Origin of the sequence: Pedobacter sp. W3I1 (assembly GCF_030816015.1) — a bacterium.
Classification (GTDB): domain Bacteria; phylum Bacteroidota; class Bacteroidia; order Sphingobacteriales; family Sphingobacteriaceae; genus Pedobacter.
This window is the reverse complement of the sequence record NZ_JAUSXN010000001.1, coordinates 3,917,984-3,940,857: the sequence shown is the minus strand read 5'-3', so window position 1 is coordinate 3,940,857 and position 22,874 is coordinate 3,917,984. Positions and strand designations below refer to the sequence as shown.

Below are 22,874 nucleotides of genomic sequence, written 5' to 3'. Positions count from 1 at the left end.
ATGCTAAATCAGGAGCCTTTTATATGAGTAAAATTAAACTAGTGTTTAACTTCTTCTTTAGTTGTAGTAGTTTTTACAGTTGTATCTTTTACTGTAGAATCTTTAACTGAAGTATCTTTTGCAGTAGTATCAGTAACGATAGTAGAAGAATCAGTTAAAGTTGTATCAGCACCTTCAGCTTTTTTTTCTGAGTTACAAGCAACAACTGATAAAGATAAAGCTAAAGCTAAAAAGCCTAATTTGAATGCATTTTTCATTTTTGAATTTTTTAAGTAATTAATTTCTTGTTAATGCCGCAAAGGTAAAAAGGTAACCCAACAATTTACAAAAAAGGTAAAATATTTTTTTTTGAGCTTTGGGTTACCGTTTACTTTAAGTTTGTATTAAGCAATTATAGCAGCTATAAATATTTTTTTGTCTAATATTGGGTTACTATTTATAGAAAAATGTATTAACTAGTGAATAACAGTTTAAAGAGTTCAGTTCCAACAGATAGAGAGGTTATTTTAGGTATTCTAAATAACTCAGAAGATACACTTAACAAGTTATACAAGGCTTATTATGCAATGGTTTTGCAGTTTATCCTAAATAATAATGGTGATGAAGATGATGCAAAAGATGTTTACCAGGAAGGCATAATAATTTTATATAACAAAATTAAGGCAGGTAATTTTGAGCTCAGCAGCAAACTGAAAACCTATATTTATTCGGTTTGCAGGCGTATTTGGCTAAAGAAACTTAGCCTAAACAGTAAAAAGACCGGTAGTATTACCGATTATGAAGATGTATTTGCTGTTGAGGAAGATGTAGAACACCACGAAGAGAAAGATGCTGCTTTTGTGAAAATGCAATCGGCACTCGATCATCTGGGTGAACCTTGTAAAACCATTATTCAGGATTTTTATATCCACAATTTATCCATGCAGGATATCTGCGAAAAGTTCGGCTATACCAATACCGACAATGCAAAAACGCAGAAATATAAATGCCTGCAAAGGTTAAAGAAAATATTTTTTCAACCATAATTTGAAATGAGAAACGATTTGGAGTTAGATGCAATTATTGAAGATTATCTTTTAGGTAAACTTAATGCACAGGAAACTGAAGCTTTTGAACAGCTACGTCTTAATGATGCCACAGTAGATCATAAAGTAGTTTCGCATAAGTTCTTTTTAGCATCTATGGAGACATTTGCTGAACAGTTGCGCTTAAAAGAACAGTTGAATCATATTCATTCAGAAATTGATGTGGAAAGTTTGGCTTCTACACTTAGGCCTCATCCTTCACGTGTGGTTCAATTGTGGCGTAAACATAAATCTGCAATTGCAGTTGCAGCATCTTTCGTTGTACTCTCTCTGGTTTCTATTTACTCTATTCAGCATAATACTCAACAGGCAGAGCGTTACAGACAGTTAAGTAATCAGGTGAATAATGCTATTAAAACACAAAATAGCTTAATCAGAAATATTAAACATAATAATACAATTGCTGGTAAGCCAAATACTCAGAATAGTTTTGGTGGTACTGGTTTTGCCATTTCTACAAATGGCTACATTTTAACTAACCTGCATATTATTAATGGCGCTGATTCTTTATATGTACAAAACAGTAAAGGAGAATCGTTTAAGGTAAAATCGGTTTATACCGATCCTCAAAATGATATTGCAATTCTTAAAATAAACGATAAACACTTCAGTAACTTATCTTCTATTCCTTATACCATTAAAAGAAATACAAGTAACATTGGTGAAATTGTATACACTTTGGGTTATCCAAAAGATGATGCTGTACTTGGAGAGGGGTACGTGAGTTCTAAAAATGGTTTTATTGGAGATACCACTCAGTATCAGGTGGCTATTTCAGTTAATCCAGGTAATAGCGGTGGCCCGGTTTTAGATAATAACGGAAATTTGGTAGGTATTATTAGTGGCAAGCCAGATCAGACAGAAGGCGCAGCCTTTGCCATTAAATCAAAATATATTTTAGAGGCAATGAGGGCTATTCCCCAGGATTCACTAGGCGTAAATAAACTTTCTGCCAACAAAAAGAGCTTACTGTCTGGTTTAAAACGCACCAAACAGATCGAAAAAATACAAGATTATGTATTTATGATAAAAGCATACTAAATGTAACACCCCCAAACAAATTAATATTCTTAAACCCTGAAGATTGTTTCTTCAGGGTTTTTTATTGGAATTGTAATTTTGAGGTCTTAAATTAATATTAAATCTATGTATTTACTATACTATTGTTTAGATTTGTTTTAGTCAAATTAAATTAATAATATCATGAGTATAAGATTAGGCGATACCGCACCGAATTTCAAGGCCAACACATCCATTGGCGAAATAGATTTTTACGATTATTTAGGCGATAGCTGGGGCGTATTATTTTCTCACCCTGCTGATTATACACCTGTTTGTACAACAGAACTGGGTAGAACTGCAGCTCTAAAAGATGAATTTGAAAAACGAAACGTTAAAGTTCTGGCGCTAAGTGTTGATTCTGCCGAGTCGCATAAAGGTTGGATTAATGATATTAACGAAACTCAAAATACTTCTGTTGAATTTCCAATTATTGCAGATCCGGACAAAACAGTGGCAAATCTTTATGATATGATCCACCCAAATGCTTCAGAAACTTTAACCGTTCGCTCGTTGTTCGTAATCAGTCCTGACAAGAAGGTGAAATTAACCATTACTTATCCGGCATCAACCGGAAGAAATTTTAATGAAGTATTGCGTGTGATCGATTCTTTACAGCTTACCGCAAATTATAGCGTAGCTACACCAGCCGATTGGAAAGATGGAGAAGATGTAATTGTGGTAAATAGTATTAAAACGGAAGATATTCCAGCTAAATTTCCTAAAGGACACCAGGTAATTAAACCATATTTACGTACTACACCTCAGCCGAATAAATAATTCGAAGATAATAACGCAACATTCTTGTTGAATGGCCATAAACGGCTTGCTTTATATTCGTAAATTATTATATTTGGTAGTTTTGTTTCAATATTAACGCTTAAACTGGTTGTTTTAATCATATTAATATGCAATTGGTTAAATGAAATACTGATCAAGACGTAAAAGGTCTATTTATTTTATACAATTTTTTATTTTTTTATGGCAACCGGAAAAGTTAAATGGTTTAACACTCAAAAAGGCTTTGGATTTATTGTACAAGAAGACAATAAAGACTTATTTGTGCATTTTAAAGATGTTTTAGGTGGAATCGAAAGCTTGAAAGAAAACGACACAGTAGAATTTGAAGTAGCTGAAGGCAGAAAAGGTTTACAAGCAGTAAACGTTAGAAGGTTTAGGTGATAATATATTAGATAATTTTTTCATCCCGTGCAAAAAGCCTTTCAAATTGAGAGGCTTTTTGTGTTATATAGCTTTGTCATCCTGAACGAAATCGTCATCTCGACTGAAGCATAGTGAAACGGAGAGATATATAAAGTCGTTACTCTATTGTAGATTTCTCCACTGCGGTCGAAATGATGATCTCACGATGATGGGTATATCGTGTAAGTGAAGTAGTAATTCATAGGTTGTGGATTCTTCACTGCGTTCAGAATGACAATGCGAGAATGTTAAATTAGTTTATGATTTTTGGAAAGCAACTGTTGTGGTAATCGATTCCGATAGCCCCGCCCTTTGCTTAACCCCGATGAAGAATCGGGATAACGCTGTCGGTCGGGTTTATTTTACCCCAAATAGCTGTACGATTTAAGCCAGCTAAACCCGATCTTAGCGAGATGCCGATTGTTTTAAGCAGTTATCTTTGTTTTTTATGGTGTGCTGCTTATTTCACAGGTTTCATCGGCAGAAGCGGGACTACAATATCCTAAGAACTTCTGAACCTGCTTTCAAAAAAAAATAGATTATGCTACAGCACATAACCCCGTAGCTCCATTAATCAGATCGATGTTAATAGTATTGAATGATTGATGCTTTAACAACGATGTTTTCATCATTGCCCACTTTGGTGAAAATTAAAAACTGATCTCGATCTGGTTTAATTTTATATTTCTTAACCAGATCTTCAGGCTTCGCCGGATAGTTCCGAACAATTACATTTCCTTTTAAATTTTCTTGTTTCTTTAGCTCCCCAGTGGTTAATATGGCTTCAATTTTAAATATCCTGCCTGGAAAATCTTTATTTATAGTAGTCGCACTGAATAACTGTGTTTGCGGATGTAATTTTAAGAGACTGTAAGTTGTACCAATTAAATTAAAAGCACCCGATTTTAATAAAGCAGCATCTGGTTCGTACAAATAATCACCAATGTTTAAATTATCTGTAAACTGCACTGAAGCATTTGATGAGGATCTGTAAAAGGAAAAATCTTTTTCAATCCAGTTATTTAAAGTTACAGCTATAATTTTCGTGTCACCGTTGTAACCTTTATCTATTATCCACAAAAGTTCTTTGCACTCATTTTTTATACTTACAATATGGATCTCGCTTACCTGTTTCAATTCTGATAATCCCGCTGAAATGTCGAGTAAAGGAGCCGTTTTGACGATTATTCTTGACGATTTTTCTAATAAGTTCTCCAGATTGCTTGAAATGTCGGGTGTACAGTCTTTCAGCATAAAAACTTTGCCTTTTTCGGCTCTTCGGGCAGGATCTACATAAATGGTATCAAAAGTTTTATCACTAGTCTGGATATAGGCAACGCCATCTTCGGCTTTAAATTCGATATTTGTTGCGTGTAAAGCCTGCGCATTATGTTGGGCTATTGCGGAGAGTTCTGGATTGATTTCGCAATGCGTAACTGCTTTTACCTTTTGCGAAAAGTAATAACTGTCAATTCCGAAGCCTCCGGTAATATCAATTAATGTATCACCTTTAGCCAGCTTAGATTTGTATTTTGCAGTAATTTCAGAAGAAGTTTGTTCGATGGATAATACAGCGGGATAATAAATATCATCAGTATTAAACCAGGTAGGTAATTTCTTTTCTGATTTCTTTTTGGAAATAATTTGTGTGGCTAGCTCGGCTGCAGTGATACCCTCAAACGGACTTTTTGCTAAAGCAATCTGATTTACATCTGCATTTAAATTTGCACTGATATAATCCTGTATGGCTTTGGCTAAAAGTTTATTGTTCATTTTTTTAGTTATGTCATTTCAAAAGAGTCCGTCATTTCGACTGGAGTGCAACGAAATGGAGAAATCTGTTTAGATAGGTTTCTCCACTGCGGTCGAAATGACGAACGCAGTTAATCTTCGCAAAGACCAAATTTATGCAGTTCGATTTTTCATTACCATTTGGCAGGTATGGCGGCTCTTCACTTCCAATAAAATATCTTTATCAACTGTTACACGGTCTATTGTTTGTTGATTATAATAACGGATGGTTACCAGTTCCAGGCCTTTATTATATTTTACAGTAAATTCTTGCGACAGATCTTTGATCAGTTTTTCAATCTGAGTAGGATGATCATCAACACTTACCGAAAAGCTGATAGCAGAGTTGAGCATGGTATTGATTTTGATCTTGTGCGTATGGAAAAGCTCAAAAATATTGCTCAGATTTTCTTCGATAATAAAAGAATAATCTTTAGGGAAAATAGAAATCAATGCCTGGTTAACCTTAAAAATAAAAGAGGGGATAGGCAATGGATTACTTTCTTTGGTAATTGCCGTTCCTGAGCCTTCTGGCTGGATAAATGACCTTACAAAAAGCGGAATACCCTTGTTTTGAAGCGGTTTTATTGTTTTTGGGTGTATTACAGTTGCGCCATAATAAGTAAGCTCTATTGCATCATGATAAGAAAGCTGGGCAATTTTCTCGGTTTCATCAAACCATTTCGGATCTGCATTTAATACACCAGGAACATCCTTCCATATCGTTAGTGCGGCAGCATTTAAACAGGAAGCAAATATAGCTGCCGAATAATCAGAACCTTCACGACCCAAAGTTGTTGTGTAGTTTTCGCTTGTACCGCCAATAAAACCCTGTGTTACTATAATATTATCGGTTAAAAGCGGCAATAAATCTTTTTGTATCATCTGATTGGTTTTGGCCCAATCTACTTTTCCTTCACGATATGTATTATCTGTTTGGATATAATTTCTAGCATCTACCCAAAGGGTTTTATTTCCGGTTTCGTTTAACCAGGCCGCAACAATTTTTGTAGAAACCACTTCTCCTATGGATACAATCTGGTCGTAAATATAATCAGGGTTGTTATCGGGTTCGTCTTCAATTAACCAGTCAATTTCAACAAAAGTGTTAGCCACATCATCATAAACCGAATTGGATTTTCCTTGAAACAGCTCGTCTATAATGTTGAAATGGAAGTGTTTAATCTCATCAAAAATTGCATGTGCTTCATCACTTTGTGATAAGAATGCCTGCGTTAACTTTTCCAGTTGATCAGTAATCTTACCCATTGCAGAAATTACAATCAGTAAGTTGCCTTTTTTGTAATCGCGAACAATATTAGCCAGATTTTTTACTCCATTTGCATCTTTTACCGAGGCACCACCAAACTTAAAAATATCCATATTAAAATGCCTTGATTTGTTCTTTAGAGAAAGCGGCGTTTAACCAGCCACTTTCTAAAGTTGCTTTATATTTATTGTAGAAATTGATTGCAGGCTCGTTCCAGTCCAATACTTGCCAAACCATGCCGCTATAATTACCATTTTTAGCCTCCTCTATTACTTTTTCGAATAATACTTTGCCCAGGCCTTTTCCTCTAAATTCTTCTGTTACAATAAAATCTTCGAGGTATAACCTGCAGCCTTTCCATGTAGAGTAGCGTGTATAGTATAATGCAAAACCTACAACAGTATCGTTTACTTCAGCTACGTAAGCTTTCCATACCGGATTTTTGCCAAAACCAGCATCAATAAAGTGATCTAAAGTAACCGTTACTTCTTCTGGAGCATGCTCATAAATGGCGAGCTCATTAATTAACTCCAATATTCTTGGGCAATCTTCTGCCGTTGCAAACCTGATATTAAAATCCATATTAATTGGCTGTAAGGTCGTTTTTAAAATGTTTAATTACCCTTTTGCCAAAAATACTGCTACCGATACGTACCATTGTACTTCCTTCTTCAATCGCGATTTTATAGTCTGCGCTCATTCCGGTCGATATTTCCTTAAAGGCATCATCTTTACGAAAAAAGCTCACTTTAATGCCATCGAAGAATACTTTTAGTTCGTGAAACTCGGTTGTAATCTGCTTTTCGTTCTTGGTATTGGTGGCAATGCCCATTAAACCTACAATACGGATATTTTTCAATTCGGCTAACGCTTCGGCACGAAGCAATTCGATCACTTCATCAAAACCAAGCCCAAATTTAGTGTCTTCGTCAGCAATATAAACCTGTAATAAACAATCAATTACGCGTTTGTTTTTAGCGGCCTGTTTGTTGATTTCCTGGAGCAATTTCAGGCTGTCTACCCCGTGAATAAGTTTAACAAAAGGTGCAATGTACTTTACCTTATTGCTTTGTAAATGGCCTATAAGATGCCATTCGATATCATTTGGAAGTTGCGCCTGTTTATCTACCATTTCTTGTACATGGTTTTCTCCAAAAATGCGCTGTCCGGCGTTGTAGGCTTCTAAAATTGATTCTACTTGTTGAGTTTTTGAAACTGCAATTAGTTTAACCCCGCCTGATTCAACTTCGCTTTTATATTGTTTAAGATTATCAGCTATGCTCATTTATAACTATTTTTGGTAAAATTAATAACCTTGCCGCAATTTGGGCAAAAAATAATATTTAAATTAAGCATGAAGAGATTGATATGGGTTTTAATGACAGCTATATTATGGTTTGGCTGTAAGCCTGGCATACCTGATGGAATTATTAAACCCGATAAAATGGAGAAGATTTTATACGATATGCACATTGTTGATGGTTACATTTCAAGCATCTACATGGTCGATTCGGCTAAGAAGGTTGCAGCAGCTTACTACAAGGGGATTTATAAAAAGTTTGATACTGATTCTGCGGAATATAACAGGAGCTTAATTTGGTATAATACCAACCCTAAGGAGTTAGAAGCGATGTATAAAAACATACAAAAATCTTTAGCAAGGCAAAAAAAAGGAACGGAGTTGGCCGATTTAATGATCAAGAAAAAGAAATTTAAAGCCGACTCGTTGGTGATTGCAAAGAAATTTAAGGCCGATTCTCTAGCGATCAGAAAAAAAATGAAACCAGATTCTTTATCGAAAGTTAAAGCAGTTGCTGAAATTGCAAAGAAGAAAAAACAGGCCGATTCATTAAGTAATATAAAAAAAGCTGGCGTATCGGAAGTAGTTCCGAGTCCAGCTATGGTACACTAATATGTTATATCCCGAAAACTGTTTAGAACGTTTAGGTTTTGTTGAAATCAGGCAGCTGATTAGCAAACATTGTTTAAGTCCGATGGGGCAAGCAATGGTAGAAAAGATGCAGGTGATGAACCGTTTTGATCAGATTGATAAGTTTTTACGCCAAACAAACGAATTTAAAAGCATCCTGCAAAATCAGGAACCGCTACAGATTAATACCTTTTTTGACATTAAATCGCTGGTTGAGAAAATCAGGGTTGAAGGCACTTATTTGTTAGAGGATGAGTGGTTTCAGGTATATACTTCATTGCAGACTGTTTTCTCGGTACTTCGCTTTTTCGAAGAACGTGCAGAAGTATATCCCACCTTAGAAGCTTTATTTGAGCATCTGCCGATTGAAAAAACGATCCTTCGTAAGATAGAAACCGTTATAGATGCCAAAGGAAAGATCAAACCCAATGCATCAAAAGAATTGCAGGAGATTACCTCTGCTATTTCGAAGGCGGAGCAAGATGTGCGTAAGCGCATGGATTCGATTTACAAGCAGGCTATTGCCAATAATTGGGTTGCCGATGGTAGTTTAACCATTCGTGATGGCAGGATGTGTATCCCGGTTTTGGCAGAGAATAAACGTAAACTAAAAGGCTTTGTGCACGATGAATCGGCAACAGGGCAAACGGTTTATATTGAGCCTGAAGAAGTTTTTACTTTAAATAATAAACTACGCGATTTAGAATTTGACAAACGCCGTGAAATTATTAAGATTTTAATTGCCTTAACGGATGATCTGCGGCCGTACTCGCCATTATTGCTTTCTTACCATGGTTTCTTGACCAAACTGGATTTCGTTCGTGCTAAGGCATTATTTGCGATGGACATTGAAGCTGAAATGCCAGGTTTGTTAAAAGAACCTAAAACCAAATTGATTAATGCAAGGCATCCGTTGTTATCGATCTCATTTGCCTCCGAAAAGAAAACAGTTACACCTTTAAATATTCATATAGATGCCGAAACCCGGGTGGTGCTGGTATCCGGACCAAATGCGGGCGGTAAATCGGTTTGTATGAAAACGGTAGGCCTTTTGCAGATTATGTTGCAAACAGGTCTGTTAATTCCGGTTGACGCGAATAGTGAAGTGGGTATTTTTGAAAACATTTTTGCCGATATCGGCGATGATCAATCAATAGAAAGTGATTTGAGTACCTATAGTGCACACCTGAAAAAGATGCGCTATTTTGTAGAGCATGCCTCGCCAAAAACGATGGTGCTGATTGATGAATTTGGTACCGGTACCGATCCGCAATTTGGCGGACCAATGGCTGAAGCTGTTCTGGAGGTGTTGAACAATAAAAAGGTGAGGGGAGTAATTACCACCCACTATTCTAATTTAAAGCTTTTTGCAGGTAATACACCAGGTTTGGAAAATGCATCAATGCTTTTTGATAATGCCAAAATGAAACCGCTTTATATTTTAGAAATGGGTAAGCCAGGTAGTTCTTATGCATTTGAAATTGCGCAGAATATTGGTTTGCCTAAAGAAGTGATCCAATTGGCCAGAGAAAAAACAGGTTCGAACCAGAACAGGGTAGATACCATGCTTGTTGATCTGGAGCGTGAAAAGAAAAATGTTTACGATGCCAAAGTAAGCTTGGCCAATCAACAGAACAAAGCAAAAAACCTGGTTGCCGAAAATGAAAAGTTAAAAAGCTTTTTAGAAGAGAATAGAAAGGTGCTGATTAAAGAGGCGAAACTAGAGGCGCAGAACATTATTAAAAATGCCAATAAACTAGTTGAGAATACCATTGCCGAGATTAAGGAAAAGCAGGCCGATAAAGAGATAACTAAAGAACTCCGCCAGAATTTACAAAAAGAACTAATTAAAAATACGATCCCGAAAGAGCGCCCCAAACCGGTACAAGTAGTTGTTGGCGGTGAAATTGAAATTGGTGATTTAGTGAAATTTACCGATAGTGAAACCATTGGTCAGGTTTTAGAAATTAACCGCAACGAATTGATTTTGGCTATAGGCGATTTACGATCGACTGTTAAAAAGAACCGTGTTCAAAAGGTGAGTAACCGGGAAGCTAAAAAAGTAGTTCAAAGCAGTGCAAATTCTTTTGCTGGGCGAATGAATGATGCCGTATCGGGCTTTAGGGCGGAACTTGATCTTCGTGGAAAACGTACGGAAGATGCCCTGTTTGAGGTAGAGAAATATTTAGATAAGGCCATTATGCTTGGTTTTCCATCTATTAAACTGATTCATGGCAAAGGCGATGGGATTTTGAGAAAAATGATCAGGGAATACCTACGCAAGTATAGCCAGGTAAACCGGATGGAAGATGAACATGCTGATAGAGGCGGAGATGGGATTACTTATGTATATTTGAATTAATCGTGGTGCCAGATGTTAGTTGTGGTGCAGGATGTTACCATCCGGCACTAAATAACATTTTTTTTGAAATCCGTCAGATGGTAACATCTGACTGCACTCTAAACTTGATTGGGAATCTAATGCCTTATTAATACTTGAGTCTAAGATCCTCCGCATGCGCGAGTATGACGATAAAGAGTAAAATACTCGTGTAATCGTCATTTCGACCGCAGTGGAGAAATCTTTAAATATGATGTTAAGCACCTTTAAAAGATTTCTCGGCTGCGCTATGCTTCGCTCGAAATGACGTCCGCCCAGTAAAACAATAAAACTTTATCAGTCGTAACGTTGTTATTTTTAAAACGTTACGACTATGAAAACAATATTACTCTGCTTGTTTGTAATGCTATTCGTTACAAATTGCAAAAAGAACGGTAGTGATGATAATGACGATCCAGGTACCTTACCAGATGTAGAATTAAAATCAAAAGTAGTTGTATCAGGACTGAGCTTTCCCTGGGAAATGGTGTATGGTCCAGATAATTTCATCTGGTTTACTGAAAAAGCGGGTAAAATTAGCCGTTTAAACCCTTCCAACGGACAAGTAATACCCTTACTTACCATAACTGATGTACGCACAAACGGAGAAGGCGGTTTGCTTGGAATGACATTACATCCCGATTTCACCAGTAATCCTTACGTTTATGTAATTTATGGCTATGGCAGTACCTATAAAGCTAAAGTGGTACGTTATACTTACGGCGGTGGAAATTTAACGAGTCCGCAGGTTTTATTGGATCAGATTCCTGCTGCTTCTATACATAATGGTTCACGTTTATTGATCAGTGGTGGTAAACTTTTTATCAGTACGGGTGATGCTTCCGATACTGCTACTCCACAAAATGTTAATTCTTTAGCTGGTAAGATTTTAAGAATAAATTTAGATGGTTCTATTCCGGCAGACAATCCTTATCCAAATAACCCGGTTTGGTCTTTGGGGCATCGTAATGCACAAGGATTGGTTCAGGTAGGGAATAAAGTTTTCTCTTCAGAGCATGGACCTGATTCTGATGATGAGATTAATATCATCGAAAAGGGAAGAAACTACGGATGGCCAAATATTAAAGGTTTTTGTAATGAAAGTGGAGAGCAGTCGTTTTGCAGTTCGAGCAATGTGGCAGAGCCATTAATTACTTGGACACCAACCATTGCACCTAGCGGTTTGGCTTATTACAATTCAGATTATATCCCACAATTTAAAAATTCTTTGTTATTGGCCGTATTAAAAGGGACTAAATTAATGCAGCTTAAATTAGATGATGCACAAACCAAAATTACCGGAACGAAAGATTTTTATGTAAATACTTATGGCAGGATAAGGGCCGTTTGCCAATCGCCCGAAGGGAAAATTTATATCTGTACCAGTAATGGGAGCGATGATAAAATTGTGGAAATTGCTAAATAAGCTTATTTCTTTTTATTGCCAGGGCACTTTTTACAACGTTTACCCTTCTTAAATTTTTCACAACATTTTTTATGCTCAGCCGTGCAGCTGAAAATAAAACCCATGCCCTTTTGAAATTCAGGATCGGTGGGTAATATGAATAGACTTTCTTCTCTCTCGTAAATCATTGCAACACAAAGGTAATAGTTATTTAGATTAATTCCAATTACTTAATATTCCTGGTAGATTTAAAAATTTTAAATGCTGCGATTTTGAAGGCAATTTGTAATTTAGCGAACTAACCAAAAAATTCATAAAATGATAAATAAAGTGGTATCTGGAGCTGAAGAAGCGATCAAAGATATATCAGATGGTGCTACCCTCATGCTCGGTGGTTTCGGGCTTTGTGGTATTCCGGAAAATTGCATAAATGCTTTGGTGAATAAACAGGTGAAAAATTTAACCTGTATTTCTAACAATGCAGGTGTTGATGATTTTGGTATTGGTTTAATGCTGAAACAACGTCAGGTTAAAAAAATGATTTCTTCGTATGTAGGTGAAAATGCTGAGTTTGAAAGGCAATTGCTGAGTGGTGAACTCGAGGTAGACCTTATCCCACAGGGCACCTTAGCCACCCGTTGTCTTGCCGCCGGATACGGTATGCCTGCAATTTTTACGCCTGCAGGTGTAGGTACTGAAGTGGCAGAAGGTAAAGAAGTCCGCAATTTTGATGGCAAGGATTATTTAATGGAATATGCATTTGATGCCGATTTTGCTATTGTTAAAGCCTGGAAAGGAGATACCGCAGGGAATTTAATCTTTAGATCTACCAGCCGGAATTTTAATCCGGTGATGGCCATGGCGGGTAAAGTAACTATTGCCGAGGTAGAAGAGTTAGTGGAAGCTGGCGAATTAGATCCGGATTATATTCATACTCCTGGTATTTATGTTCATCGGATATTTCAGGGTAAAGATTATGAGAAAAGAATTGAACAGAGAACAGTAAGAACAAAATCGTAATGAAGAAAATAATTTCAATCGAAGAAATGGCCATGTTTTTATTGGCAATATTTGCCTTTTCTAAATTGTCATTTCATTGGTGGGTATTCCCGGCACTGTTGCTTGTGCCAGATTTAAGCATGCTGGGCTATCTGGCAGGCCCAAAAGTTGGTGCATGGTTTTATAACATCGTTCACCATAAAGCGATAGCCATATTAATTTTCTTGATCGGGTTTTATTATCAGTTACCCGTATTGCAGTTATCTGGCATCATCTTGTTTGCCCATTCTTGTATGGATAGGGCATTAGGTTATGGTTTGAAATATGGCGATGCATTTAATCACACACATTTAGGCTTAATAGGAAAAAATAAATAAATGGCATTTTCAAAAGAAGAGATAGCACAGCGGATTGCTAAAGAAATAAAAGACGGATACTATGTTAACCTTGGTATAGGCATACCCACTTTGGTTGCCAACTACATTCCAAAGGGGATTAACGTAGTGTTACAGTCAGAAAACGGTTTATTGGGCATGGGACCATTTCCTTTTGAAGGAGAGGAAGATGCCGATTTAATTAATGCAGGGAAACAAACCATTACCACTTTGCCAGGATCGTCTATTTTTGATTCGGCCATGAGTTTTGGGATGATCCGTGCACAAAAAGTAGATTTAACCATTCTGGGGGCTATGGAGGTATCAGAAAATGGAGATATTGCCAACTGGAAAATTCCAGGTAAAATGGTAAAGGGAATGGGCGGAGCGATGGATTTAGTGGCATCAGCCAAAAATATTATTGTTGCCATGCAGCACATTAATAAAGCTGGAGAAAGCAAATTGTTGACAAAATGTACTTTGCCTTTAACCGGCGTAAAATGCATCAAAAAGATTGTAACTGAACTGGCAGTTTTGGATATTCTACTTGAAGGTGGTTTTAAACTTTTAGAACGTGCGCCAGGTGTAAGTGTTGAATTTATACAGCAATCTACAGCGGGGAGATTGGTAATAGAAGGAGAGATTCCTGAAATGAGATTGGATTAGATTAGTGGTTTGTGGGGACACAAACCACGGCGGTTGAGCGAGCCGTCATTCCCGCGCAGGCGGGAATCTTAATGCACACTGTAAACGCTATCAAGGCATTACGATTATTCATAAGTTTTCATGTTTTCAACGGCATTCATGAGCACTTTCGTGGTTCCCAATCATTTACCAATAACAGATTCTAAAATTGGCGTCATATCGACCGAAGCAAATGCGGAGTGGAGAGACGATTTATCTTACCTGTCACCTAGCTCCTTTGTTTTTCGCTAAAACTGACCTTTGAGAACAACGATTCCTCGCAAAAAAAGAAGTCAAGTTTTTTAAAAACTTGACTTCTTTGATGTTACTGTATATCTACCAGAATACTATTTCTTAAATCGTTCGAAATATCCTCCGTAATGGCAATAATTTCATCGGGCTCATTGGTGTTATTCATTACCACCTTATTACATTGTTCGCGGTAAGGTAATAAATATTCTTTATAAGCCGGAACCACATGGTTATGCCATTTATATAACACATCGTCTTCAGGGTAACCCCGTTCTAAACCATCACGTTTTATACGGCGATCTAAAGCTACCTGTTCATCTGCATCAACAAAAATGGTATGATCTAACAACGCGGCAATTTCTTTGAAGTGGAGGATAAAAAGGCCCTCTACAATAATGATTGGTGCCGATTTAATTTCTAAAATTTTAACTACGGCTAATGGGTTATTGAAGTTATATTCTTTTTTGTAAACTACTTCTCCGCTGGTTAATTGTTTAATGTCTCTCAAAAACTGTTCACTATCAATGGTAGATGGAAGGTCGAAATTGTATAACTTGTTCTCTTCCTGTGTCATCTCGCCCGCAGGGATATAATAATCATCCTGCGAAACAAGTGTTACTTCATCTTGTTTAAAATGATGAAGAAAGCAGTTTAAGAAAAATGTTTTACCCGATCCGCTACCACCGGCAATACCAATTATAAATGGCTTTTTGTTCAAACTCATTGAGCACTATATGTTAAATTGCAGAAAAAACGTTTGTCTAAAGCGCCCAGTGAATCGGCTACAGCTTTAGTCATTACAATTATAACATCTTTTGTGGATTCGTTCTCTGTAAATTTACCAACAACTTTGGCAAAGGTAGTACGGTTGGTCATCGGGTTGGTAATCTTAATTACCCTGCCCACAGGTGCCGTACGGTGTAAAACCAGCATTTTTGTGCCATCCAGGTCCTGGTCTGCAATCCAAACGGCAGTTCCTTTTTCTTCGATCTGACTTAAACCATATACACTCGGATCGCGGCGAAGTTTAGGGTCTTTAACCATCGTACTGTCTGGTTCATTTTCCTGTTCTTCTTTCGATAAATCATTTACTGATTTAGGTTGTGGCGGTCTGGGAATAATCAGTTTCTGATCAACTTTAATCGCATTATCCTCCAGTTTGTTTGCTGTTCTGATCTGATAAGCGGTTAAATTATATTTTTTAGCAATGGTAAAAATGTTTTCTCCCGTAGCTACGGTATGGATAAAACTCTCTTCTTTCGCTGCTGGTGCTTCTTTAACTTTGGCCTCTACCTCTTTTTCTTTGGCTTCGGCCTGCTTTTCTTTCGGAACCTGAACATCTGTAACTATACCTCCAGGCACTTTTAAAACCTGACCTATGGTAATGGCATTATCAGGTAAGTCGTTCAGTTTTCTAATCTGGTAAGCGGTAATGCCATATTGTTTGGCGATGGTGAAGATGGTTTCGTTTCTTAAAACGGTATGGGTGCCTGCAGCATCCGGAGATTTGTTTTCCTGTACAGGTTTTTCTTCGGCAGCAGCTACAACTTTGTTCTCATCGATATTTTTGGTTGCCGGGATTTTAAGTTTCTGACCGATACGCAGATTGTTTCCAGAAAGGTTGTTGGCTTTTTTTACTTCTTCAACAGTAGTGCCGTACTTCTCTGCAATTTTTCCTAAAAACTCTTTAGGCTGCACCGTATGTTCGATCATGGTCTGATCTGACGGTTGGGTGTTCGCTACTACAGTCTCGGTATTGTTTTTTGCCGGTGGTGTTACCGGTGCTGCCGCACTGGTTTGTTCTGAGTTTTTTGCAGGGATTTTTAAAACCTGGCCAATACTTAAATTATTTCCGCTTAGGTTGTTTAAAGCTTTAATCTCATTTATAGTAGTACCATATTTTTCGGCCAACATGTTTAAATTTTCTTTTGGCTTTATGGTGTGTTCTATCACATTTGAGGCTGATGCACTTTGTGCGGTATTTGACGAACCATTAGCCGTAAAAGGGATATTTGTAGGTACCTTGATAATTATCCCAACCTGAAGGTATTTGTTATCATTAAAGGTCATAATATCTTTAGGCGAAACATTATACCTTCTTCCTATAGAATAATAAGTGTCTTTTGCTACAGTTTGGTGAACGATCAGTTTTTTGCCTTTATTGTTTTCTACACCGATAGAGTCTCTTGCTGTGTTGGCTTTGGCATTTGCAATGTTTAAGGCAAATAACATTACAGCAGATAAATATATTTTATGCATTTATTTATATGTAAATTTCTAAGTCAAAGGGAGCAATTATACGAATAATATTGTTAACCATCTTAAGTTCTGTTGTTCGTTTTTAAGTAAAAATAAGATGAATTAACTTCGTAATATCATTATGCTATTCATTAACAAATGTTTATAAAATGGTTATTTCGTACAACATTGAATATTAAACGATCTAATAAATAAGGTATTGTTTAAAAGACAAAATTGATCAAAACTTTTATAAATTTGGGTTGTTACGTAGACATTAAAATACATCATAAATAATAAAAAAAATGGACGCTAAAGAAATAAGCTTAAACGAAAAAGAAGTTAAACCAGTTGTAGATCTTTTAAACGATTATTTGGCTAATTATCATATTCATTATCAAAAATTAAGAGGTTGCCACTGGAATATTAAAGGGCAGAACTTTTTTACATTACATGTTAAGTTTGAAGAATTATATACTAATGCACAATTAACCATTGATGAAATAGCCGAGCGTGTATTAACCTTGGGTAAAGCACCGCATAGCCGTTTTGCTGATTATATTAAAGAATCTAAAATTAAAGAGATTGATACCATTGGGCTTAAAGACCTTGATATGGTTGATGCCATTTTAGATGATATGGCTGCATTGATCGAATTAGAAAGAGAACTTTTAGAAGCCACTGATGCTGCCGGAGACGATGGTTCTAACGACATGGTTAACCGTTTTATGCAATTTAAAGAGAAAAACACCTGGATGTTACGTTCTTTCGCAGGGAAAAAATAATACCAAAAATTAGGTAAAAGCCTCGTGTAAGTAGCTTTATTGTAAAATCTGCTTATATGAGGCTTTTTTGTTTCTAAGAAAATCTAATTATTTATCTTTGGGCATGGCATACAAAAGTTTAGCAGAATGTGTATCCGATCTTGAAAAGCACGGTCATTTAATCAGAATAAAAGAAGAAGTAGATCCCTATTTAGAAATGGCAGCCATCCATTTAAGGGTTTACGAAAATAAAGGACCCGCTATTCTATTTGAAAAAGTTAAGGGAAGTCCTTTTCCTGCTGTTTCAAACTTGTTTGGAACTTTAGAACGATCAAAGTTCATTTTCAGAGATACTTTACCAAAAGTACAGCAGTTGGTAGCCTTACGGAACGACCCCATAAAAGCGTTGAAAAACCCTTTCAAATATGCGGGGTCTGCCATGTCTGCCTTATCGGCCTTGCCACTTAAAACACCTTCGGCAAAAAGCAAATTTTTAAAAACAAGTATCAGCCAGTTACCTCAAATCGTAAACTGGCCTATGGATGGTGGCCCTTTTGTTACCATGCCGCAGGTTTACACCGAAGATATAGATAAACCTGGTGTTTTAAATGCAAATCTGGGTATGTATCGCATCCAATTAGGTGGAAATGATTATATCCAAGATAAAGAGATTGGGTTGCACTATCAGATCCATAGGGGGATTGGCGTGCATCAATCTAAAGCCAATGCACTGGGCCAACCCTTAAAAGTGAGCATTTTTGTTGGCGGACCGCCATCGCATCCTTTAGCAGCGGTGATGCCTTTACCAGAAGGATTATCGGAAATGACTTTTGCTGGTGCATTGGGCGACAGGCGTTTTCGTTATTTTTACGATGACGAAGGTTTTTGTATTTCAGCTGATGCCGATTTTATTATTACAGGTACGGTTTATCCAAACGAAAATAAACCGGAAGGACCTTTTGGCGACCACTTAGGTTATTATAGCCTAACACACCCATTTCCTTTAATGAAGGTACACCATGTATATCATAAAAAGGATGCGATATGGTCGTTTACCGTGGTTGGTCGCCCACCACAGGAAGATACTAGTTTTGGTGCCTTAATTCATGAGATTACAGGTTCGGCCATTCCGCAGGAAATACATGGTTTAAAAGAAGTTCATGCAGTTGATGCTGCTGGTGTTCACCCCTTACTTTTTGCCATTGGTAGCGAACGTTATACCCCATATTTAAAAGCTCGCAGGCCTCAGGAAATTTTAACCATAGCCAATCACATTTTAGGGAAAAACCAATTGAGTTTGGCTAAATATCTGTTTATTGCTGCCAAAGAAGATGACCAGCATTTAAGTACGCATCATATTGAAGCATTTCTTACCCATATTTTAGAACGGATCGATTTAACAAGGGATGTTCATTTTTATACCAATACCACAATTGATACGCTTGATTATAGTGGCGATGGATTAAACAGCGGATCAAAAGTTGTAATTGCAGCGGCAGGGGATAAGCGACGTGAACTGTGGGATAGGATTCCGGAGGGGGTGACATTTAGCGATAGTTTTTACCAACCAAAAATTGCCATGCCTGGCGTGTTAGTTTTAGAGAGTAACAAATATTTGAATCCAGAGAAAACGGCTGCTGAAATTGCATTGTTAAATATGGCTTTAATCGATCAGGATATATCTGGTCTGCCATTGATTATTTTGGCTGATGATGCTGAGTTTACCGCTGCAAATATTGATAATCTGGTATGGGTGGCTTTTACCAGAAGCAACCCTGCAGCAGATATTTATGGCATTAACGACTTTACCATCAATAAACATTGGGGCTGTAAAGGCTCGCTGATTATTGATGCCAGGAAAAAGCCCCATCACGCACCTGAATTGATTAAAGATGAAGTGGTGGAAAAAAGATTGGATATTTTGGCTCAAAAGGGTGGAAGCCTGCATGGAATAATTTAGTTGAATAATTAAAATAACAAAAGATTTTTAAGCATACATACGCTATGCTTTCAACATCGCGGTCAAATAATTTTATTGGTGCTACTTTGTGTATTTGCAAAGGCACAAGACCATAAACTCGATAGTGTGGCTACAAACCTGAACAATTATGGTTTAAGTAAGCTCATTCGAACCTCTTTGTACATTTTAATAAGAACATATACCCCCAATAACCATCAGGTTTAGTTGGTGAAAGCACCAGCCAGTAAGTGGATACCTAAACATCCAACAAATTACTTCTGCATGGGCTCCGCCATTCAAAATTCTGTCTGATCGGTTAAACAAATCAAAGTTTATTAACGTATTTACGATGATTGTAACATTTGTGTTAATTTCTGGTTAATACGTGTTAAAATCATCGTTCTATCTGGCTTTTTATAAGCCTAATTTTGGTCATACTACTAACTAAACAGAATACAATGACCAAATTAAAGATTACTTTGTTCACTTTGACCATGCTCTGTTTCATGCAGATTTATGGTCAAACGTCGCTGGTTAGCGGCAAAATTGCCGATGCATCGGGGCAGCCAATTCCAGGTATATCGGTAAAAGTTAAAGGAACCGCTGTTGGCGCCTCTTCCGATGCGAAGGGGATTTTTTCAATTAAAAGTGCAAATCCGGCTACACTGGTTTTTAGTGGCATTGGTTATACAACCAAAGAATTTGCTTATAATGGGCAAAGCAACATCACCATCACATTAAATGAAGACCAGCAAAGCCTGAATGAGATTGTAGTGACTGCACTAGGTGTAAAGCGGGAAAAACGTAACCTTACTTATAGTTCTCAAGAGGTAAAAGGCGATCAGATTACCCAGTCGAAAGAACCCAACCTGGTAAATGCATTGGCAGGTAAAGTTTCTGGTGTGCAAATTACCAGTTCGTCGGGTACGCCAGGTAGTTCATCGCGTATCGTAATCAGGGGTGCTAATTCTTTTTATGGCAACAACGAAGCTTTGATGGTAATTGATGGTATTCCGGTTAACAATGATGAGACCGGCAACCTCAACTCCGGTCCCGGTACCAACCGTATTGCCGATCTTGACCCTAATATTATTGAAAGTATTAATGTGTTAAAAGGTGGTGCAGCAACAGCGTTATATGGATCTGATGGTGCAAAAGGGGTGATTATTATCACCACTAAAGCCGGTAGCCTGAATAAAAAGCCTGGTATTAGCTTTTCTTCCTCTTTTTCAATGGAGAAACCGCTGTTACCAGAAATCCAGAATAAATATTCTCTTGGCTCAAATGGTGTATATTTTGATGGTGTGAACCAAAAAACTAGTACTTCTTGGGGGGCAAGGATGGATACCTTAAAAATTAACGGCCAGCCTGCGCAGGTATATGATCAGTCTGATTTATTCTTTAAAACCGGAAAAACATATACCAACACAGTAGCCGTAAATGGGGGTGGGGCTTACAACTCTTATTTTATATCGTATACCAATTTTGCGCAGGATGGAACGGTACCTACCACTTCTTTCGACCGGAATACCGTTTTTGGGAAATTCACCACGCAAATTATTAAAGATCTGAATGTTACTTTCTCTTTAAATTATGCCAATACCAAAAACCGCCGGCTACCTGAAGGTTATGCTTTAGAAAGTCCGGTGTGGACCATTTTTTCTGCGCCTGTTTCTTATAACCTGCAACCTTCGGTAAACCCTGATGGAAGTCAGCGTTTATACCGTTTCTCGCGCAATAATCCTTACTGGGTGTTAGATAATATTAGCAATACATCAGTTGTTAACCGTTTTCTGCCCACATTTACAGCCGATTATAAACCCTTAAGCTGGTTAACCATTACTGAACGTTTTGGTGCCGATGTTTATGTTGAACAGGGCAAATATCATGAATCGTTACTCTCGGTTTCGAACCCTAATGGCCGGATTGTAAACAGAAATAGCAATTTCAGGCAATATAATAATGACCTGATCATCGGTGCCAACAAAAGTTTTGGCGATTTTACCATCGATGCACTATTGGGTAACAACATATTATCAACCTATAGTGAAACTGCCAATGCCAACGGCCTGGGAATAACCGTTCCGGGATTTGATAATATCGGATCTACATCAAATATACAATTTACGGAAACAAGTTATCTGACCAGAAAAATAGGATTCTATTTACAGTCCAATATCGATTATAAAAAATTCTTAATCCTCTCCCTTACCGGAAGGTACGACGGCACTTCGGTACTGGCCAAAAACAACAGTTTTTATCCTTATGGTTCTGCTGCTACAAGTTTTATCTTTTCCAATTTCTTTTCGAAAGGACTTTCTGATATCATGAGCTTTGGGAAATTAAGATTATCCTACAGTACAGTGGGGAATGCCAGCATTGGGCCATATAGCCTGCTTACGCCGTACGAATCACAGACGGTAAGAAACATTGCCTTTCCCTATCAGGGGCAGTCGGGCTTTTTGATCAGTCAAAACCTAGGCAATCCGAACCTAAAAAATGAACGGATCAACGAATTTGAGATCGGTTTAGAAACAGGTTTCTTTAAAAACCGTTTAAGCCTGGAGGTTACCTATTTCGATAAGAAGACAAAAAACGGGATCATTCCCACTGTAGCGCTGGCACCGTCAACTGGGTTTAACTCCACGAGTGCAAATACAGCCTTAATGCGCAACAGCGGTATCGAGCTGCTTTTAAATGCAAAACCCATAAAAACGGAGAATTTTAGCTGGGATTTGACCTTGAATTATAGCAGGATCAGAAATAAGGTTCTTTCGATCAACAATAATCAGGAATACATTAGCAATGGGTTTACCGTTATTTTTATAAACCAGCCATATGGGGTCATCTATGGTACCCGTTACGCCAGAAACAGTGAAGGAAAACTGTTAATCGGTAATGATGGACTGCCATTTGCTGCAGATGAACAAGGCATAATCGGTGATATTAATCCAGATTGGATGGGCGGTATTGTTAATAATTTCAAGTATAAACAGTTTACCCTTAGTTTCTCTTTTGATATGAAAAAGGGAGGCGACATCCAGAACAATGTTGATGGCTATGGCTATTTCTACGGCACACCAAAGGTTACCGAAGACCGTGGTCCACGTGTTGTTGAGGGGGTAAATGCGACTACAGGTTTGCCGAATACAGTGTCTGTTTCAGGACAGGCCTATTATCAGCGGGCCAATGGCGTACTGGAATCAGTTATCCAGGATGGTACTTATGTAAAATTGAGAAATGTTAGCATAGGCTATAACCTAAAACCAACATGGCTGCAAAAAACACCTTTCAAAACTATTGGCTTGCAGGTTACGGGTAGAAATTTGTGGATATATGCACCACACTTTACAGGTGGGGATCCAGAAGTAAGTTCTTTTGGTTCTTCAAACGGATCTCAGGGGATCTATTCATTCTCAACCCCAACATCCCGTTCGGTAGATTTCAGTTTAAGATTAACATTATAGGCCCCAATACATA

General features: G+C 37.4%; 20 protein-coding genes. 13 read left to right on the top strand and 7 right to left on the bottom strand.

Going from position 1 to position 22,874, the window contains the following annotated elements; all coding sequences use genetic code 11:
• Positions 1–38: 38 nt before the first annotated feature.
• The gene (locus tag QF042_RS16245; RefSeq protein ID WP_307530223.1) at positions 39–257 is read right to left on the bottom strand and encodes a hypothetical protein; all 219 of its coding nucleotides are present in this window, start codon (positions 255–257) and stop codon (positions 39–41) included.
• Between the two features lie 201 nt (positions 258–458).
• Here QF042_RS16245 and QF042_RS16240 point away from each other — a divergent pair, with 201 nt between their 5' ends.
• The 4 genes from QF042_RS16240 to QF042_RS16225 all read left to right on the top strand — a co-directional run bounded on the left by QF042_RS16240 (position 459) and on the right by QF042_RS16225 (position 3,326).
• Entirely contained in the window at positions 459–1,025 is a 567-nt protein-coding gene (locus tag QF042_RS16240; RefSeq protein WP_086545742.1) for an RNA polymerase sigma factor, read from the top strand.
• A gap of 6 nt (positions 1,026–1,031) precedes the next feature.
• The gene (locus QF042_RS16235; protein ID WP_307530218.1) at positions 1,032–2,126 is read left to right on the top strand and encodes a S1C family serine protease; all 1,095 of its coding nucleotides are present in this window, start codon (positions 1,032–1,034) and stop codon (positions 2,124–2,126) included.
• A gap of 162 nt (positions 2,127–2,288) precedes the next feature.
• Entirely contained in the window at positions 2,289–2,924 is a 636-nt protein-coding gene (locus QF042_RS16230) for a peroxiredoxin (RefSeq protein WP_307530216.1), read from the top strand.
• A 201-nt stretch (positions 2,925–3,125) separates the two neighbouring features.
• Positions 3,126–3,326 carry a cold-shock protein gene (locus QF042_RS16225; protein WP_307530213.1) on the top strand — a complete coding sequence of 67 codons (201 nt, stop codon included), beginning with the start codon at positions 3,126–3,128 and terminating at the stop codon, positions 3,324–3,326.
• A gap of 606 nt (positions 3,327–3,932) precedes the next feature.
• On the opposite strand, the gene QF042_RS16220 is transcribed toward QF042_RS16225, so the two are convergent.
• The 4 genes from QF042_RS16220 to QF042_RS16205 form a co-directional block, all read right to left on the bottom strand.
• Complete coding sequence (locus QF042_RS16220; protein ID WP_307530211.1) at positions 3,933–5,120, bottom strand: class I SAM-dependent methyltransferase; 1,188 nt, start codon at positions 5,118–5,120, stop codon at positions 3,933–3,935.
• Positions 5,121–5,252: 132 nt separating this feature from the next.
• Complete coding sequence (locus QF042_RS16215) at positions 5,253–6,521, bottom strand: aspartate kinase (protein WP_307530209.1); 1,269 nt, start codon at positions 6,519–6,521, stop codon at positions 5,253–5,255.
• 1 nt (position 6,522) lies between these two features.
• A complete protein-coding gene (locus QF042_RS16210) occupies positions 6,523–6,990 on the bottom strand; it encodes a GNAT family N-acetyltransferase (RefSeq protein ID WP_307530207.1) in 468 nt (155 codons plus the stop codon).
• A 1-nt stretch (position 6,991) separates the two neighbouring features.
• Entirely contained in the window at positions 6,992–7,693 is a 702-nt protein-coding gene (locus QF042_RS16205; RefSeq protein WP_307530205.1) for a YggS family pyridoxal phosphate-dependent enzyme, read from the bottom strand.
• A gap of 69 nt (positions 7,694–7,762) precedes the next feature.
• Here QF042_RS16205 and QF042_RS16200 point away from each other — a divergent pair, with 69 nt between their 5' ends.
• From QF042_RS16200 to QF042_RS16175, 6 genes are all read left to right on the top strand, one after another.
• Positions 7,763–8,320, top strand: coding sequence for a DUF4296 domain-containing protein (locus tag QF042_RS16200; protein ID WP_307530203.1), 558 nt, complete (start codon positions 7,763–7,765; stop codon positions 8,318–8,320).
• Between the two features lies 1 nt (position 8,321).
• Complete coding sequence (locus QF042_RS16195) at positions 8,322–10,700, top strand: endonuclease MutS2 (RefSeq protein ID WP_307530201.1); 2,379 nt, start codon at positions 8,322–8,324, stop codon at positions 10,698–10,700.
• Positions 10,701–11,052: 352 nt separating this feature from the next.
• On the top strand, positions 11,053–12,144 hold the full coding sequence (locus tag QF042_RS16190; protein ID WP_307530199.1) for a sorbosone dehydrogenase family protein: 1,092 nt from the start codon (positions 11,053–11,055) through the stop codon (positions 12,142–12,144).
• 297 nt (positions 12,145–12,441) lie between these two features.
• Positions 12,442–13,143: a CoA transferase subunit A gene (locus QF042_RS16185; RefSeq protein ID WP_307530197.1), complete on the top strand. Its 702-nt coding sequence runs from the start codon at positions 12,442–12,444 to the stop codon at positions 13,141–13,143.
• Positions 13,143–13,499, top strand: a complete 357-nt coding sequence (locus tag QF042_RS16180; protein WP_307530195.1) for a DUF4260 domain-containing protein — start codon at positions 13,143–13,145, stop codon at positions 13,497–13,499. Before QF042_RS16185 ends, QF042_RS16180 begins: the two co-directional genes overlap by 1 nt.
• Positions 13,500–14,162: a CoA transferase subunit B gene (locus tag QF042_RS16175; protein ID WP_307530193.1), complete on the top strand. Its 663-nt coding sequence runs from the start codon at positions 13,500–13,502 to the stop codon at positions 14,160–14,162.
• Between the two features lie 343 nt (positions 14,163–14,505).
• Here the strand turns inward: QF042_RS16175 and QF042_RS16170 are convergent, their stop codons facing one another.
• Together QF042_RS16170 and QF042_RS16165 are read right to left on the bottom strand one after the other, a co-directional pair.
• The gene (locus tag QF042_RS16170) at positions 14,506–15,150 is read right to left on the bottom strand and encodes a uridine kinase (RefSeq protein ID WP_373459102.1); all 645 of its coding nucleotides are present in this window, start codon (positions 15,148–15,150) and stop codon (positions 14,506–14,508) included.
• 2 nt (positions 15,151–15,152) lie between these two features.
• Complete coding sequence (locus QF042_RS16165; protein ID WP_307530190.1) at positions 15,153–16,691, bottom strand: LysM peptidoglycan-binding domain-containing protein; 1,539 nt, start codon at positions 16,689–16,691, stop codon at positions 15,153–15,155.
• Positions 16,692–16,975: 284 nt separating this feature from the next.
• Between QF042_RS16165 and QF042_RS16160 the strand changes: the two genes are divergently transcribed.
• The 3 genes from QF042_RS16160 to QF042_RS16150 all read left to right on the top strand — a co-directional run bounded on the left by QF042_RS16160 (position 16,976) and on the right by QF042_RS16150 (position 22,861).
• On the top strand, positions 16,976–17,455 hold the full coding sequence (locus QF042_RS16160) for a Dps family protein (RefSeq protein ID WP_057934298.1): 480 nt from the start codon (positions 16,976–16,978) through the stop codon (positions 17,453–17,455).
• Positions 17,456–17,558: 103 nt separating this feature from the next.
• Positions 17,559–19,394, top strand: a complete 1,836-nt coding sequence (locus tag QF042_RS16155; RefSeq protein ID WP_307530187.1) for a UbiD family decarboxylase — start codon at positions 17,559–17,561, stop codon at positions 19,392–19,394.
• Between the two features lie 458 nt (positions 19,395–19,852).
• Positions 19,853–22,861, top strand: coding sequence for a SusC/RagA family TonB-linked outer membrane protein (locus QF042_RS16150; RefSeq protein WP_307530185.1), 3,009 nt, complete (start codon positions 19,853–19,855; stop codon positions 22,859–22,861).
• Positions 22,862–22,874 lie beyond the last annotated feature (13 nt).

What these genes read in the sequence shown, in the direction of transcription:
- QF042_RS16200 (WP_307530203.1), top strand. Translation starts at nt 7,763, where the DNA reads ATGAAGAGATTGATATGGGTTTTAATGACAGCTATATTATGGTTTGGC.
- QF042_RS16155 (WP_307530187.1), top strand. Translation starts at nt 17,559, where the DNA reads ATGGCATACAAAAGTTTAGCAGAATGTGTATCCGATCTTGAAAAGCAC.
- QF042_RS16190 (WP_307530199.1), top strand. Translation starts at nt 11,053, where the DNA reads ATGAAAACAATATTACTCTGCTTGTTTGTAATGCTATTCGTTACAAAT.
- QF042_RS16175 (WP_307530193.1), top strand. Translation starts at nt 13,500, where the DNA reads ATGGCATTTTCAAAAGAAGAGATAGCACAGCGGATTGCTAAAGAAATA.
- QF042_RS16195 (WP_307530201.1), top strand. Translation starts at nt 8,322, where the DNA reads ATGTTATATCCCGAAAACTGTTTAGAACGTTTAGGTTTTGTTGAAATC.
- QF042_RS16150 (WP_307530185.1), top strand. Translation starts at nt 19,853, where the DNA reads ATGACCAAATTAAAGATTACTTTGTTCACTTTGACCATGCTCTGTTTC.
- QF042_RS16235 (WP_307530218.1), top strand. Translation starts at nt 1,032, where the DNA reads ATGAGAAACGATTTGGAGTTAGATGCAATTATTGAAGATTATCTTTTA.
- QF042_RS16230 (WP_307530216.1), top strand. Translation starts at nt 2,289, where the DNA reads ATGAGTATAAGATTAGGCGATACCGCACCGAATTTCAAGGCCAACACA.
- QF042_RS16180 (WP_307530195.1), top strand. Translation starts at nt 13,143, where the DNA reads ATGAAGAAAATAATTTCAATCGAAGAAATGGCCATGTTTTTATTGGCA.
- QF042_RS16160 (WP_057934298.1), top strand. Translation starts at nt 16,976, where the DNA reads ATGGACGCTAAAGAAATAAGCTTAAACGAAAAAGAAGTTAAACCAGTT.
- QF042_RS16215 (WP_307530209.1), bottom strand. Translation starts at nt 6,521, where the DNA reads ATGGATATTTTTAAGTTTGGTGGTGCCTCGGTAAAAGATGCAAATGGA.
- QF042_RS16210 (WP_307530207.1), bottom strand. Translation starts at nt 6,990, where the DNA reads ATGGATTTTAATATCAGGTTTGCAACGGCAGAAGATTGCCCAAGAATA.
- QF042_RS16165 (WP_307530190.1), bottom strand. Translation starts at nt 16,691, where the DNA reads ATGCATAAAATATATTTATCTGCTGTAATGTTATTTGCCTTAAACATT.
- QF042_RS16185 (WP_307530197.1), top strand. Translation starts at nt 12,442, where the DNA reads ATGATAAATAAAGTGGTATCTGGAGCTGAAGAAGCGATCAAAGATATA.
- QF042_RS16220 (WP_307530211.1), bottom strand. Translation starts at nt 5,120, where the DNA reads ATGAACAATAAACTTTTAGCCAAAGCCATACAGGATTATATCAGTGCA.
- QF042_RS16245 (WP_307530223.1), bottom strand. Translation starts at nt 257, where the DNA reads ATGAAAAATGCATTCAAATTAGGCTTTTTAGCTTTAGCTTTATCTTTA.
- QF042_RS16205 (WP_307530205.1), bottom strand. Translation starts at nt 7,693, where the DNA reads ATGAGCATAGCTGATAATCTTAAACAATATAAAAGCGAAGTTGAATCA.
- QF042_RS16225 (WP_307530213.1), top strand. Translation starts at nt 3,126, where the DNA reads ATGGCAACCGGAAAAGTTAAATGGTTTAACACTCAAAAAGGCTTTGGA.